General features: G+C 41.1%; 15 protein-coding genes. 12 read left to right on the top strand and 3 right to left on the bottom strand.

Annotation, left to right across the window (positions count from 1 at the left end; translation table 11 throughout):
* The first annotated feature begins 119 nt into the window (after positions 1–119).
* From B5D30_RS08335 to B5D30_RS08325, 3 genes are all read left to right on the top strand, one after another.
* Positions 120–1,001, top strand: coding sequence for a WxL domain-containing protein (locus B5D30_RS08335; protein ID WP_078807613.1), 882 nt, complete (start codon positions 120–122; stop codon positions 999–1,001).
* Between the two features lie 266 nt (positions 1,002–1,267).
* Positions 1,268–2,215, top strand: a complete 948-nt coding sequence (locus B5D30_RS08330) for a WxL domain-containing protein (protein WP_078807612.1) — start codon at positions 1,268–1,270, stop codon at positions 2,213–2,215.
* A gap of 170 nt (positions 2,216–2,385) precedes the next feature.
* Positions 2,386–2,697: a helix-turn-helix domain-containing protein gene (locus B5D30_RS08325; RefSeq protein ID WP_078807611.1), complete on the top strand. Its 312-nt coding sequence runs from the start codon at positions 2,386–2,388 to the stop codon at positions 2,695–2,697.
* Between the two features lie 324 nt (positions 2,698–3,021).
* Here B5D30_RS08325 and B5D30_RS08320 read toward each other — a convergent pair whose 3' ends face one another.
* The 3 genes from B5D30_RS08320 to B5D30_RS13210 form a co-directional block, all read right to left on the bottom strand.
* Entirely contained in the window at positions 3,022–3,897 is an 876-nt protein-coding gene (locus tag B5D30_RS08320; RefSeq protein WP_078807610.1) for a MurR/RpiR family transcriptional regulator, read from the bottom strand.
* A 70-nt stretch (positions 3,898–3,967) separates the two neighbouring features.
* On the bottom strand, positions 3,968–4,174 hold the full coding sequence (locus B5D30_RS13215) for a hypothetical protein (RefSeq protein WP_144399542.1): 207 nt from the start codon (positions 4,172–4,174) through the stop codon (positions 3,968–3,970).
* Positions 4,175–4,214: 40 nt separating this feature from the next.
* Complete coding sequence (locus tag B5D30_RS13210; protein WP_144399541.1) at positions 4,215–4,445, bottom strand: hypothetical protein; 231 nt, start codon at positions 4,443–4,445, stop codon at positions 4,215–4,217.
* 90 nt (positions 4,446–4,535) lie between these two features.
* On the opposite strand from B5D30_RS13210, the gene B5D30_RS08315 reads away from it, so the two are divergent.
* From B5D30_RS08315 to B5D30_RS08290, 9 genes are all read left to right on the top strand, one after another.
* Entirely contained in the window at positions 4,536–5,936 is a 1,401-nt protein-coding gene (locus B5D30_RS08315; protein WP_078807609.1) for a 6-phospho-beta-glucosidase, read from the top strand.
* Positions 5,937–6,096: 160 nt separating this feature from the next.
* Positions 6,097–6,219, top strand: a complete 123-nt coding sequence (locus B5D30_RS14310) for a hypothetical protein (protein ID WP_268802107.1) — start codon at positions 6,097–6,099, stop codon at positions 6,217–6,219.
* 170 nt (positions 6,220–6,389) lie between these two features.
* Positions 6,390–7,823 (top strand): glycoside hydrolase family 1 protein, encoded by a 1,434-nt coding sequence (locus B5D30_RS08310; RefSeq protein WP_078807608.1) that lies wholly within the window; start codon positions 6,390–6,392, stop codon positions 7,821–7,823.
* A 1-nt stretch (position 7,824) separates the two neighbouring features.
* Positions 7,825–8,664 (top strand): HAD family hydrolase, encoded by an 840-nt coding sequence (locus B5D30_RS08305; RefSeq protein ID WP_078807607.1) that lies wholly within the window; start codon positions 7,825–7,827, stop codon positions 8,662–8,664.
* Between the two features lie 39 nt (positions 8,665–8,703).
* Entirely contained in the window at positions 8,704–8,898 is a 195-nt protein-coding gene (locus B5D30_RS13205; RefSeq protein ID WP_144399540.1) for a hypothetical protein, read from the top strand.
* Positions 8,899–9,009: 111 nt separating this feature from the next.
* Entirely contained in the window at positions 9,010–9,183 is a 174-nt protein-coding gene (locus tag B5D30_RS13695; RefSeq protein WP_159443270.1) for a hypothetical protein, read from the top strand.
* A 79-nt stretch (positions 9,184–9,262) separates the two neighbouring features.
* On the top strand, positions 9,263–10,123 hold the full coding sequence (locus B5D30_RS08300; protein ID WP_078807606.1) for a histidine phosphatase family protein: 861 nt from the start codon (positions 9,263–9,265) through the stop codon (positions 10,121–10,123).
* Positions 10,124–10,158: 35 nt separating this feature from the next.
* Positions 10,159–11,595 carry a 6-phospho-beta-glucosidase gene (locus tag B5D30_RS08295; protein ID WP_078807605.1) on the top strand — a complete coding sequence of 479 codons (1,437 nt, stop codon included), beginning with the start codon at positions 10,159–10,161 and terminating at the stop codon, positions 11,593–11,595.
* A 37-nt stretch (positions 11,596–11,632) separates the two neighbouring features.
* Entirely contained in the window at positions 11,633–13,066 is a 1,434-nt protein-coding gene (locus B5D30_RS08290) for a 6-phospho-beta-glucosidase (protein ID WP_078807604.1), read from the top strand.
* The last annotated feature ends 386 nt before the right edge of the window (positions 13,067–13,452 follow it).

The following is a 13,452-nucleotide window of genomic DNA, read 5'->3' as shown; positions in this document are numbered from 1 at the left end:
CAGTTTCGAGCGACGTTGTGAACAGTTGCCAAACTTCAGCCCCGCAGAGCTAGACAAGAAAAGTGAAGTGGGGCGTTCTGAAGTCTGTGGCAGTGAATCACGCAAGGAGGAAGATAAGAATGAGGGATAAAAAAATTGTTCTACTTATACTTTTCTTCTTGTTTGTAAATAGTAAGAATGCTTTAGCAGATGAAGGAATTGGAGTTGGAAAGGTTGGGTTTCAAGGACGTTATCCAGATGAGGTCGTAAATCCAGAGAAACCGACAGAACCAAGTGACTCTGGAAAAACAGACAAAACAAAAGGTGAGCTTAGAATTGATTATGTTCCCTACTTTTTCTTTGACAAGGTAGCAATTGTAAATGATAAAGACTACTCGCTCACTGCTCACGCACAATATTATACAAAAGGCGAAAGTCCGACTGGCAATTTTGTGCAAATAGTAGATGAACGCAAGGAAAATGGTTGGTCACTCACTTTAAAACAAGAAAGTGAATTTACTCTCGAAGAAGATGAAAATGCCAAGAGCCAAATGGCGAATATTACACAGGCAGGAGCAATTTCCAAAGAGACTTACAAGCTAAAAGGAGCAACACTTTCTCTAAGTAATCTCTGGGCGAGTAGTGTGCATTTAGGAGTGTCAACAAGCGTTACACCAACCATTAAAAGTGATGTTATCAAAATGGACGTTGGCAAGGTTTACGAAGTTGCCAATGCAAAAGGGGAAGTCGGCAAAGGTCGTTGGGCGATAGTTGCGGGATATAGCGAGGAATATGCACAAAAAAACGGTAGTTCCTCTGGTACCCTCACACCCGTATTCGACAAGGAAAACAACCCGGTTTTACTCAGTAGTTCTATAAAAAATATACAGAGCTATGGTTTTGATAACGAGAAACAACAGGTGCATTACAATGAGGCGGTGAAACTCAATATTCCACAACAAGAAATTCACAGCGGAATTTACCAAGCAAAATTTGTTTGGACACTCACCGCAGCACCATAATGACGAAAGGGTATTTTGCAAAGAAATTTGCATAACCACCACTAAGCCTAGCTTGGTGGATATAAAATGGAATCCCTAAAGACTTAGCTCAATGAATCCAGAAAGTATTAGACAAAAAAATTGTATAGAGACCCCTCTCTCTAGCAATTATCCCACTCATATAAACTTGTCTACTACATTGCTAGCACCTGAGAGAGCGAAGTCTTTAGAGATGCCAAAAAAACGATAAGTGAAAAAAATTGCAGTTAGAAAAAGGAGGACTTCTCATGAAGAAGAAAGTATTAGGCACAGTATTGGTATGTGCAACAACACTTAGTGTCATTGCACCCGTAGTAGCAGGTGCAGACAGTTTTGCAGGTACAGGGAAAGTGGAATATCAAGACAAAGGAACAGATCCAAAAGATCCTGACAATATTACGCCAGCGATTGACCCAGACCAAGTAGGTGGAGCAAGTGGGCAATTAAAAGACGGAGACGGACAGACATTACACGCAGGTCCTCTTACAATTGATGCGGTAAGTCCGCTTGATTTCGGTGTGCAAACAATTTCTACCACAGCGAAAACGTATAAAGTAGCAAACAAAGCAATAATTGCACAAGGAACTTTTAGAGCACCGACAGCGGCAGAAGTATCAGCAGGAGCAACAACTGCAATTTTTGAGCCTACAACACCAGCGAAACCTGATTTGGAACGTGGACATTTCGTTCAATGGACGGATGCACGAGCAGATACAATCGCAGCCGACGGAAGTGTTACAGCAGCTCAACACGGTTGGACATTAAGTGCGAAATTGTCGAAACAATTCTCTGTTACAACAACAAGTGGAACTCCTACAACTTATACTTTGAACGGTGCAACGCTTGATTACAGCAATCTTTTGCGTAACCACACAAATGGAGTAGGTGCGACTTTAGTTTCTCCGTCATTCACTTTAGAGCTGAATAAAAGCGTTGATGTAGCGAATGGAACAAGTACAAACGACCGTGGAACACATACGCTTGAATTTGGGCAAGTAGGCGACAACTACGCTACGGCTCAATCAACTTATGCTGGTGCAACAACACCAACAGACAATATTGACAAAACAACAGCAACAACAAGCGGTACAGACTCTTACAAAGACAGCGTACTATTAAACGTACCAGCAGGAAACAACATCCAAAAAGCAGTCTACACCGCAGAAATCACATGGACAGTAACAACTGCCCCGTAAAGAAAAACGAAAAGCGAAGCGGGGTGTTTTGAAGTCTGCAACAGTGAACCATGTCGTTTATTTACTTGAAGCGAAGCTTCAAGCGACATTGTGAACAGTTGCCAGACTTCAGCCCCGCATAGCTAGTCAAAGAACCACATGTGCATTTTTAGGGAAATTGGAGTTGAAAAATGCAGGATATGATTAGAGCTTTACGTGTATCCTCAGGGATTTCACAAAAAGAACTTGCAAAGGAATTATTTGTTTCAAGAACAACCTATCAAAAATTTGAGCGTGGAGAATACGACCCACCACTATCTTTTATTCTTGCGTTATCAGAGTTTTTTCAGATTGATCCCAAAAGGCTGATTCCGCAACGGCAACAACCTCAAGAGATTGAAAATGTTTTACAAACACCACTTTCTTTTCGCAATCAAGAGATAACCGTCAGCGAAAAAATGAAAATTTTTCTTTTTATTCGTTCGTTGAAGGGTGAGCTTTAGATGTCTCAAATTATAGAATAAAAAGGTTAACTTGACACTCTAAGGGTGCTAAGTTAATCTTTTTTTTGTATTACTCCCCTTTCTCTAGCTACATGGTGCAGAAGTCTGGCAACTGTTCTCAACAGCACTGGAAACTTACGTTTCCAGCAAGTAAATGCTGTGGCTCATTGTTGCAGACTTCAAACCGCACCATTACGCTTTTATTTTTCTAGCTACATGGTGCAGAAGTCTGGCAACTGTTCTCAACAGCACTGGAAACTTATGTTTCCAGCAAGTAAATGCTGTGGCTCACTGTTGCAGACTTCAAACCGCACCATTCCGCTTTTATTTCTCCTGTATCACACTCAAACTACTCGTTCTCTGATCAATCACTTGACCAATCTCGATTAAATGATCGAGGTTTTTTTGATAATTTTCCGCAAAGACAACGGAGTATAACACATCAAGTAAGTAGCAAATTGAAGTGTTAATGGTAAAATTCCCGATTTTTGAGTACAGGCGTTCACGTGTGGTAATCGAAAGAACGCAGTCGGCAAGTTTGGAAAGAGAATTTTCCCCGATACTTGTAATGGCGATAACAGGAAGTCCTCGCTCCTTTAAGGCTTGTGCAATGCGTAAAATCGAGAGGTTTTCTCCTGTATAAGAGAGCAAAATACCGCAACTAGTGCTAGGGCAATTGTAGGCTTCGTACAGACTTTCGGCAAGATTGGTTGAGGTGGCAACGTTTTTCCGAATACGATTCATTTTGAGAGCGAAATCTTGTGAAATGAGCGTGTTCGCATTCGTGCCGAAAATTCGGATGTTGTCAGCTTTCAATAAAATTTCTTTGGCACGCTTTAACTCGTCATGATGTAAAAGCGAAAGTGTGTCTTCGACCGTGTTTTGCGTAAGACGTGCCATTTTTTGTGCAATGGTAATCAATCCGTCCTGATTTGTGAAAGGCAAATTCGCATCAATTGACGGAAAATGACTGTTCAAATACTTCCATTCTTCCAAATAGGCATTTCTCAGTTCTGAATAGCCAGAAAATCCGAGTTTTTTCGCCAAACGTATGAGAGCCGACGGGTGAGTATAGGTTTTCGTGGCAATTTGTTGAACGGTCAAGTTGTCAAGTGTTTCAGGATTTTCCAAGAGAAAAGCAATAATCGCTTGCTCTGAAGTGGAAAATTTTTCTGTCTGCATTTTTTCTTTGATTAACAAAAGTATCCCTCCTCGTTTGTTGTGGGTGATTGTGATGAAATTTAAACCGCCCTTCTATGCTTTTCTGTGTCTAGCTCTGAGGGGCAGAAGTTTGGCAACTGTTCACAACGTCGCTCGAAACTAGCGTTTCGAGTAAATAAACGACGTGGTTCACTGTTGCAAACTTCAGACCGCCCCTCTTTGCTTTTCTGTGTCTAGCACCGAGGGGCAGGGGTTTGGTCGCTGTTCGCAATGCCACCTGAAGTTCTGCTTCAGGCAAGTAAATGGCATGTCTCACTGCGACAATCCCCAGACCGCCTCTCTTTGCTTTTCTGTGTCTAGCTACGAGGGGCTGAAGTTTGGCAACTGTTCACAACGTCGCTCGAAACTAGCGTTTCGAGTAAATAAACGACGTGGTTCACTGTTGCAAACTTCAGACCGCCCCTCTCCGCTTTTCTTGTTTGTATAAAAGTATATAAAAATGTGAATGGTTTGTAAACGTTATTTACAATTAAAGTTTGAAATGGCGAGATTTTTGTAAATGAGACTTCTTTTTCTCTAAAATTCATTGAGTTTTTTATTTACGAAGAGGATAATGTATTTGTAAACAAAATCAAGCGTGGGCTTGATAGAATCTAAAACAATAGGGAGGAATCTAAATGGCAGAGAAAAAAGGGATTAAGATTGCAACGATTGGTGGAGGTAGTTCTTACACGCCTGAGCTAATGGAAGGGTTTATCAAGCGTTATGACGAGTTGCCAATTCGTGAAATTTGGCTTGTTGATATTGAGGCAGGTCGTGAAAAATTGGAGATTGTCGGCAAAATGGCACAACGTATGTGGGACGCAAGCCCGTATGACGTAAAAGTGCATTTGACTCTAAATCGTGAAGAAGCGTTGAAAGATGCGGATTTTGTTACAACGCAATTTCGTGTTGGATTGCTAGAGGCACGTATTAAAGATGAACGTATTCCTGCTTATTATGGCATGGTTGGTCAAGAAACCAATGGTGCAGGTGGAATGTTCAAGGCATTTCGCACCATTCCTGTCATTTTGGAAATCGTTGAAGATATGAAACGCCTTTGCCCAAATGCTTGGCTAGTTAACTTTGCTAATCCGAGTGGTATGGTAACAGAGGCAGTCGTGCGTTATGGCAAGTGGGATAAAGTGATTGGTCTTTGCAATGTGCCAGTAATGGCGATGATGACAGAGCCAAAATTACTTGAGGTGGAAAAAGAAGATTTGATTTACAAATTTGCAGGATTGAATCATTTCCATTGGCATAAAGTGGCGGATAAAGACGGCAATGATATTACACTTAAACTCATTGACAAACTATACGAGGGTGATGCGGGATTACCGAAAAATATTTGGGATTTACCTTTTTACAAAGAGCAATTAGTGCAAATGCAAATGGTTCCTTGCGGGTATCACCGTTATTATTATCGTGAGGAAGAAATGCTTCAGCACGCAATGGAAGAATACAAAACAATCGGTACACGGGCTCAGCAAGTGAAACAAACGGAAACGGAATTGTTTGAGCTGTATAAAGACCCGAATTTGTCACACAAACCAGAACAGTTAGAACAGCGTGGTGGTGCGTATTATAGTGATGCAGCGTGTGAGACGATTGCTTCGATTTATGCGAATAAAGAAACGCAAATTGTCGTGTCAACGAAAAATAACGGTGCCGTTCCAGACTTACCTGCTGATTGTGTGGTAGAAGTAACCGCCTATGTAGGTGCTCAAGGGGCGAGAAATGTTGCGTTTGGTTCACTTCCAACAGCTGAGCGTGGTTGGTTGCAAGTGATGAAAAATATGGAACTTTTGACGATTGAAGCGGCGATTACAGGAGATTATGGTACAGCCTTGCAAGCATTTACGCTCAATCCGCTTGTGAGAAGTGGAGATACAGCGATTCGTATTTTAAAAGAATTGTTGATTGCACATAAAGAATACTTACCACAATTTGCCGAAACAATTGCAAAACTTGAACGTGAAGGCATTGAAGTACAAGACGAAATAGCACGTGAATTGTGTAAAGAAAAAATAACGGTATAAAAAGAAAAGCGAAGAGGGGCGTTTTGAAGTCTGCAACAGCGAACCATGTCGTTTATTCACTCGAAACGAAGTTTCGAGCGACATTGTGAGCAGTTGCCAGACTTCAGCCCCTCGCAGCTAGACAAAGAAAAGCGGAGAGGGGCGGTAAGGGGGTGTCGCAGTGAGCCATGCCATTTACTTGCCTGAAGCAGAGCTTCAGGTGGCATTGCGAACAGCGACCAACCCCCTGCCCCTCACAGCTAGACAAAGAAAAGCGAGCGGGGCGTTCTGGAGCTTGTCGTAGTGAGCCACAGCATTTACTTGCTACTACACTTCGTTTCGCATACAGTCTTTCTAAGAATCAAAGATTCTTGAAAGACTAGCATTGAAACGTAGTTTCCAGTGCTGTTGCGAACAACGACCAAGCACCAGCCCCTCACAGCTAGAATAAAGTAAGTAAGGAAGAATAATACTATGAGTTTTAAAGAAAATTTCCTCTGGGGTGGTGCGATAGCTGCCAATCAAGCAGAGGGTGCGTACAATGTAGGCGGAAAAGGTTTGTCCGTTGCCGATTTGAAAACGGTGGGAGGGAATGGCAAAGAACGTATGTTCACGCCAACAATTGAAGAAGGAGTTTATTACCCTTCTCACAATGCCATTCGTTTTTATGACAATTATAAAGAAGACATTGCTCTTTTTGCAGAAATGGGCTTTAAAGTTTTGCGGACAAGTATTAACTGGAGCCGTATTTTCCCTCAAGGTGACGAAGAATTACCAAACGAAGAAGGATTGAAATTCTACGATAATGTCATTGATGAATTGCTTGCTCATGGTATTGAGCCACTCATTACGCTAAGCCATTTTGAAATTCCTGTCGGACTCATGGAAAAATACAATGGCTTTGCCGATAGAAGGACGATTGATTTCTATGTGAACTATGCAACAACTGTTTTTGAACGCTACAAAGAAAAAGTGAAATATTGGATTACCTTTAACGAGCTAAATTTTGGCACGATGTCGCACGGTGAATTGACTGTTTTAGGGATTCACCCACATGGAAAATATCCATTGCACAAAATGCCAAATGATGAAAAAACTCGTTTCCAAGCGTTACATCATACATTTATTGCAAGTGCAAAAGCAGTCATTGCAGGGCATAAAATCAATCCTGAGTTTAAAATTGGTTGTATGATTGCTCATTTGAGTATGTATCCACTCACACCTGCACCAGCGGACGTGTTGCAGTGCAAAGAATATGATTTGCTTGTGAATAAATTTGTCGGTGACGTGCAAGTGAAAGGTGAGTATCCTCCGCTTATCAAGCGTTATTTTGAAAGCAAAGGGATTGAGATTCAAATGGAGGCAGGCGATCTTGAATTGCTCAAATCTGGTGTGGTGGATATGTACAAATTTAGCTACTACATGACCCTTTGTGTGACAACGCAAAATGGAGCAGAGGCAAGCATGGGGAACCTTATGGGTGGGGCGAAAAATCCTTATCTGGAGTCTAGTGAATGGGGGTGGCAAGTTGACCCGACAGGTTTGACGTTTACCTTGCTTGACTTGTATGACCGTTATCAAGTGCCACTCATGGTTGTGGAAAATGGTCTAGGTGCAGATGATAAAGTAGAAGAAAATGGAGCAATCCATGACGACTACCGCATTGAGTACATGAGAAAACACGTTTTGGCGATGAAAGAAGCCGTAGAAAAAGGTGTAGACCTGATAGGTTATACAATGTGGGGACCGATTGATTTGATTTCTGCTGGCACTGGCGAAATGAAAAAACGCTATGGCTTTATCTATGTGGATATGAACAATGACGGCACTGGTTCTCTAAAACGTAGTAAGAAAGATTCGTTTGACTGGTATAAAAAAGTGATCGCCTCAAACGGAGAAGAATTATAAGATGAAAATCATTTTCTTAGATGTAGACGGCACACTCGTAAATTATCAAAATCAAGTGCCAGAAAGTGCGGTAAAAGCAATCCAACTTGCCAGAAAAAATGGACATAAAGTTTATTTGAATACTGGCAGAAGTAAGGCGGAACTTCCTGATTTTCTTCTGGATATTGGCGTTGACGGCATGATCTTGGGAAATGGCAGTTATGTCGAGGAAAGCGGTGAGGTGCTGTTTGAGCAAGTGATGAGTGAAGAAGATAGTAGAAAAATAGTTGATTACTTGCACGGACGTAATCTTCCTTTTTACCTAGAGAGTAACAACGGTCTTTTTGCAAGTGAAGATTTTGTGGAAAAAGCAAAACCTGTCATGCAAAAATATATGCTAGGCAAAGGAAAAACACTCGAAGAAGTCAGGGATTTAGACATTACTCAAGCCTTACATGGTTTGGTGTTAAATGGTGAATTGTATCGCAAAGATTTGAATAAAGTTTCTTTTATTCTTAATGATTATCAAGATTACCTTGAGGCAAAAGAAACGTTTGCCCACTTGAAAGTAGGCACATGGGGTGGCAAAGGAGAAACAGCACTTTTTGGCGACATAGGTGTGGCAAAAATCGACAAAAAGAAAGCTGTCAAAATTCTTCTCGCCCACTTAAATGCAAGTGAAAAAGACACGTTTGCATTTGGAGACGCGAAAATTGACATTCCAATGCTTGAAATTGCACAAATAGGTGTAGCTATGGGCAACGGAGGCAAAGAAATCAAACAAATGGCAGACTACATCACTGATGATGTAGACAAAGACGGACTATACAAAGCGTTCTTACATTTCAACTTGTTGAAGTGACAAAGAAAAGCAGAGAGGGGCGTTCTGGAGCTTGTCGTAGTGAGCCACAGCATTTACTTGCTGGAAACGCAGTTTCCAGTGCTGTTGCGAACAGCGACCAAGCACCAGCCCCTCGTAGCTAGACACAGAAAAGCAGAGAGGGGCGTTTTGAAGTCTGTGGTAGTGAGCCGTGCCGTTTACTTGCTACTACACTTCGTTTCGCATACAGTCTTTCTAAGAATCAAAGATTCTTGAAAGACTAGCATTGAAACGAAGTTTCAAGCGGCACTGCGAACAGCCACCAGACTTCAGCCCCTCACAGCTAGACAAAGAAAAGCTACGAGGGGCGTTCTGGAGCTTGTCGCAGTGAGCCACAGCATTTACTTGCTGGAAACGCAGTTTCCAGTGCTGTTGCGAACAGCGATCAAGCACCAGCTCCTCGTAGCTAGACAAAGAAAAGCAGAGAGGGGCGTTAAGGGGAGTGTCGCAGTGAGCCATGCCATTTACTTGCCTGAAGCAGAGCTTCAGGTGGCATTGTGAACAGCGACCACTCCCCTGCCCCTCGTAGCTAGACAAAGAAAAGCGTAGCACTACGTGCTAGAAAAAGGGGGAACTACTATTGAAAAAAATCGTAAAATTACTCACTGTACTTGGATTACTCACTGTCTTGGTTGCTTGCCAAGCGACAGACAAAGAAAAAGAGGCGAAAAAATCAGAAGCTCCAAAAGAAATTAATATTTACCTTGCTCGTCATGGTAAAACGATGTTGAATACAACAGATCGCTCGCAAGGCTGGATTGATGCTCCGTTGACGCCTGCAGGTGTTGCGATTGCTGAACAGTTAGGAAAAGGTTTGGCAGATGTCAAATTTGATGCAGTTTACTCAAGTGACAGCGGTCGAGCAGTTGAAACGGCAACACTTGTCTTGGAAAATAACGGGCAAAAAGATTTATTGAGTAAACTTACCAAAGAGAAACGCTTGCGTGAATTTAACTTTGGTACGTTTGAGGGAATGCCGAATCACGAAATGTGGGAACTCGTTGCCAAAAAACAAGGAATTACGCTAGACGAATTTATGGCGAACATGGGGAAACTTGGTTTTGTTGCGAGTATCAGAGGATTTGCTGACACGTTGCACGAATTAGATGCAGCAAAACTTGAGGAGTTAGGCAAGGAAAATAACGTTCCTGCAAAAGATGTAAGCTGGCAAGCTGAAAATTATGAGGCAGTCATTACTCGTGCCAATGAAGCGTTGAATGACATGGTAAAATCAGCTGAGAAAAACGGACAAGAAAATATCTTGGTAACTTCTCACGGCATGACGATTGCAGCTCTCGTTACCTCACTTGATGAAAAAGCAGAAGTGCCACCAACAGGTTTGAAAAACGCAAGTGTTTGCAAACTTGTTTACAAAGACGGGAAATTTACCGTTGAGTCAGTAAATGACTTGAGCTATATCGAAAAAGGTGCGAAAAAATAAGAGACCACAATACAATTTAGAAAGAGGGAAAATACATGGGCTTTCCAAAGAATTTCTTATGGGGTGGTGCAACAGCAGCCAATCAATTAGAAGGTGCTTATAATGTCGCAGGAAAAGGGCTATCGGTTAGTGACGCAATGCCCGGTGGGAAAGACAGATTTAAGATTATAGGAAGTGAATCTTTTGATTGGACGATTGATCCAGAAAAGTATGTTTACCCAAATCATAAAGGGATTGATCATTATCATCATTTTAAAGAAGATATTGCATTGTTTGCGGAAATGGGGTTTAAATGCTATCGATTCTCTATTGCGTGGACGAGAATTTTCCCGAATGGTGACGAGCTTGAGCCAAATGAGGCGGGATTGAAATTCTATGAGGAATTAATTGACGAATGTTTGAAATACAATATTGAACCTGTTGTGACGATTTCACACTATGAAATGCCTTTGCACTTAGCCAAAGTGTATGGAGGGTGGAAAAATCGTCAACTTGTAGAGTTTTATGAACGTTTCTCAGATACTGTTTTAACAAGATTTCATAAAAAAGTGAAATACTGGATGACTTTTAACGAAATCAATAGCAGTCTGCACTTTCCTGCTCTAAGTCAAGGAATGGTCGCAAGTAGTGGTGCAAATGAGGCACAAAATATTTTCCAAGGATTGCATCATCAATTTGTGGCAAGTTCACTTTCTGTAAAGAAAGCCCACGAATTGAACCCTGATATAAAAGTTGGATGTATGATTTTATACGCGACAACATATAGTTATGATTGCGATCCGACAAACCAATTGGCGAGTCTCTCTCGTAATCAAGAGTTCAACTATTTTTGTGCAGATGTGCAAGTTCGTGGGGAATATCCTCACTACACCAAGCGTATGTTCAAAGAACGCAACGTGCAACCATTAGAGATGTGTGAAGGAGATTTAACGCTATTAAAGAATTATCCTGTTGACTATATTGGGTTTAGTTATTACTTGTCAACGGTTGAATGTATAACAGCTGCTACTGCGGATGTGACCGAGGGAAATATTCTCGGAGGAGTGAAAAATCCTTTCCTTTCATCAAGTGAATGGGGTTGGCAAATTGATCCTGTCGGTTTGCGTATTACGCTCAATGAGCTATACGGTCGCTATCAAAAACCGTTATTTATTGTGGAAAATGGTCTCGGTGCGAAAGATGTTGTCGATGAAAATGGTGAAATTCAAGACACCTATCGAATTGATTATTTATCCCAACATATCAAGGAAATGGAAAAAGCTATTGAGTATGACGGCGTTGATTTAATGGGTTATACACCGTGGGGCTGTATCGACTTGGTAAGTGCCTCAACAGGAGAAATGGCAAAACGATATGGGTTTATCTATGTTGATTTGAATGATAAGATAGAAGGAAGTGGCAAACGGATTCCGAAACAATCATTTACTTGGTACAAAAATGTAATTGCAAGTAATGGAGAGAATTTAGACTAAAATTGTCACAATATAAATTTAGAAAGAGGTAAAATAAATGGGCTTTAAAAAAGATTTCTTATGGGGCGGTGCAACTGCTGCCAATCAATGTGAAGGTGCAATTGATGTTGACGGACGTGGACTAGCAAATGTTGACGTGGTGCCATTAGGCAAAGATCGTTTGCCGATTATTACTGGGAAAATGAAACATTTGGCATTTGATGAGGAGCATTTCTATCCAGCAAAAGTGGGAATTGACTTCTACCACCGTTACAAAGAAGATATTGCACTTTTTGCAGAAATGGGATTCAAAACTTTCCGCTTGTCGATTGCATGGAGTCGTATTTTCCCAAATGGCGATGAAACAACACCAAACGAAGAAGGTTTGAAGTTTTACGAAGAAATGTTCAAAGAATGTAAGAAATATGGCATTGAGCCGCTTGTTACGATTACACACTTTGACTGCCCAATTCACTTGATAAAAGAATATGGTGGCTGGCGTAATAAAAAAATGGTGGAATTTTACCAAAACCTTGTGACAGCAATTGCGAAACGTTATAAAGGTCTTGTGAAATATTGGTTGACATTTAATGAAATCAACATGATTTTACACGCTCCATTCATGGGGGCAGGAATTGTCTTTGAAGAAGGCGAAAATGAAGAGGAAGTAAAATACCAAGCAGCACATCACGAGCTTGTGGCAAGTGCAGAGGCTACACGCATTTTGCACGAAGTAGACCCAGAAAACAAAGTGGGTTGTATGATGGCAGCAGGGGACTATTACGCTTATGAGTGCAAACCTGAGGACGTTTTTGAGTCAATGAAAGAAAATCGTCACAACCTTTCACTCATTGATATTCAGGCTCGTGGATATTACCCAAATTACTTGCTTAAAGAATTTGAACAAAAAGGCTTGAATATCGAAATCACAGAAGAGGATAAGAAAGTCTTAAAAGCTCACACAGTAGATTTCATTTCATTTAGTTACTATGCAAGTCGTGTGGCACGTGCGGAAAAAGAGGAATTGACTGCAGGAAATATTTTTGAGTCTGTAAAAAATCCTCACTTAGAGGCAAGTGAATGGGGTTGGCAAATTGACCCACTTGGTTTCCGCATTACGTTAAATACACTTTGGGACAGATACCAAAAACCATTGTTTGTAGTGGAAAATGGTCTTGGTGCAGTAGATACACCAGATGAAAATGGTTATGTAGCAGATGATTATCGCATTGATTATATGGCTCGTCATATTGAGGCGATGAGAGATGCCGTAGAAAAAGACGGTGTGGAACTTTGGGGTTACACTTCTTGGGGTTGTATTGACCTTGTCAGTGCAGGAACAGGTGAGATGAAAAAACGTTATGGTTTCATCTACGTTGACCGTGACAACGAAGGAAATGGTACACTTGCACGTAGCAAGAAAAAATCATTCTATTGGTATAAAAATGTTATTGCAACAAATGGTGAAGATGTTGCAATGCCGGAAATTTAAAGATGTTGGACTAAGGCTGGAAGAAAACTAGCAAAAATAGAAAAATCGCAGAAATTTGGCTCTTTGTCAAATCGTGTGGAAAGCATCTATTTTACAAAGCGTACCTAAGAGAGTTGGACATCTTGTCCAGCTCCTCTTTTGCGTCTACCAGAAATAGTTTTCTTGTAGCATTCTGCTCTGTCGAACCTAGCCAGTAGCACAATTATAGGTCGTTCAACATGCAAAACCTTGTTCACTTGACTATTCTCTTGTTTTATCTTTCACTGTTACACTTTAAATACTGAAATATCTATTCTAAACCACCTTACAAATCCCTGTAAGAAGACCACACTGAATATAGCTCCTCGTACGGAAATTCTCAAATCTTCTAAAACCATAAGCCAATC

Source organism: Pilibacter termitis, from assembly GCF_900167335.1.
GTDB classification, from domain to species: domain Bacteria; phylum Bacillota; class Bacilli; order Lactobacillales; family Streptococcaceae; genus Pilibacter; species Pilibacter termitis.
Note: the sequence above shows the minus strand (reverse complement) of the source record. Positions and strands in the feature narration are given on the sequence as shown.

Bases quoted from the DNA above. Each gene is read 5' to 3' on its own strand.
- B5D30_RS08335 (WP_078807613.1), top strand. From the start codon at position 120: ATGAGGGATAAAAAAATTGTTCTACTTATACTTTTCTTCTTGTTTGTA.
- B5D30_RS08315 (WP_078807609.1), top strand. From the start codon at position 4,536: ATGGCAGAGAAAAAAGGGATTAAGATTGCAACGATTGGTGGAGGTAGT.
- B5D30_RS08290 (WP_078807604.1), top strand. From the start codon at position 11,633: ATGGGCTTTAAAAAAGATTTCTTATGGGGCGGTGCAACTGCTGCCAAT.
- B5D30_RS08325 (WP_078807611.1), top strand. From the start codon at position 2,386: ATGCAGGATATGATTAGAGCTTTACGTGTATCCTCAGGGATTTCACAA.
- B5D30_RS08310 (WP_078807608.1), top strand. From the start codon at position 6,390: ATGAGTTTTAAAGAAAATTTCCTCTGGGGTGGTGCGATAGCTGCCAAT.
- B5D30_RS08295 (WP_078807605.1), top strand. From the start codon at position 10,159: ATGGGCTTTCCAAAGAATTTCTTATGGGGTGGTGCAACAGCAGCCAAT.
- B5D30_RS08305 (WP_078807607.1), top strand. From the start codon at position 7,825: ATGAAAATCATTTTCTTAGATGTAGACGGCACACTCGTAAATTATCAA.
- B5D30_RS08330 (WP_078807612.1), top strand. From the start codon at position 1,268: ATGAAGAAGAAAGTATTAGGCACAGTATTGGTATGTGCAACAACACTT.
- B5D30_RS13210 (WP_144399541.1), bottom strand. From the start codon at position 4,445: ATGAATTTTAGAGAAAAAGAAGTCTCATTTACAAAAATCTCGCCATTT.